The 484-nt window shown below is 51.7% G+C and carries 1 protein-coding gene; it reads right to left on the reverse strand.

Going from position 1 to position 484, the window contains the following annotated elements:
* The coding region (locus ACU8YC_RS26575; protein WP_446896204.1) for a helix-turn-helix domain-containing protein at window positions 1–119 on the reverse strand (119 nt) is incomplete at its 3' end.
* Window positions 120–484 lie beyond the last annotated feature (365 nt).

The following is a 484-nucleotide window of genomic DNA, read 5'->3' on the forward strand; positions in this document are numbered from 1 at the left end:
TATTTGAGATAGCGTCTGACAGTCCGTTCAGAGCAACCCACCTGAGTCGCAATATCGACAATGTACGCACCCTGCTGGCGCATTTGCTTTATCATGTAAAAGTCCTCTCTGCTCTGCATGTTGATGTTCTTTCTGGTGTGAGAACCTTAAGGAAACAACATGTTGGGTGGAGCGGACAATGCTAATGGTGATTTACCGTCTTATATCACTGGCGCTAACACTTTATTACCCACAGCCAGGCGCGCGATGTTCTGTATTACATCAGGCCTGATAGTGCAGGACGGATCCGCAGTGAGTCGGTTCCACTCAAAGACCGGGTGCATCCTTTCTACAAGGGGCTGAGAATTTTGTTGGTTGAGCCAGGTCAGGTTCCGGCCCCCGGCAAAAGAAGGCCAGCTGGTGTGACAGTGCCAAAATCAAGCGCGGTGAGGCCGGAACGTATCAGCGGTCCGGAAAACATTCTGCGTGCTCTCCGGCAGTGGCT

The organism is Citrobacter sp. VF227 (assembly GCF_052950715.1).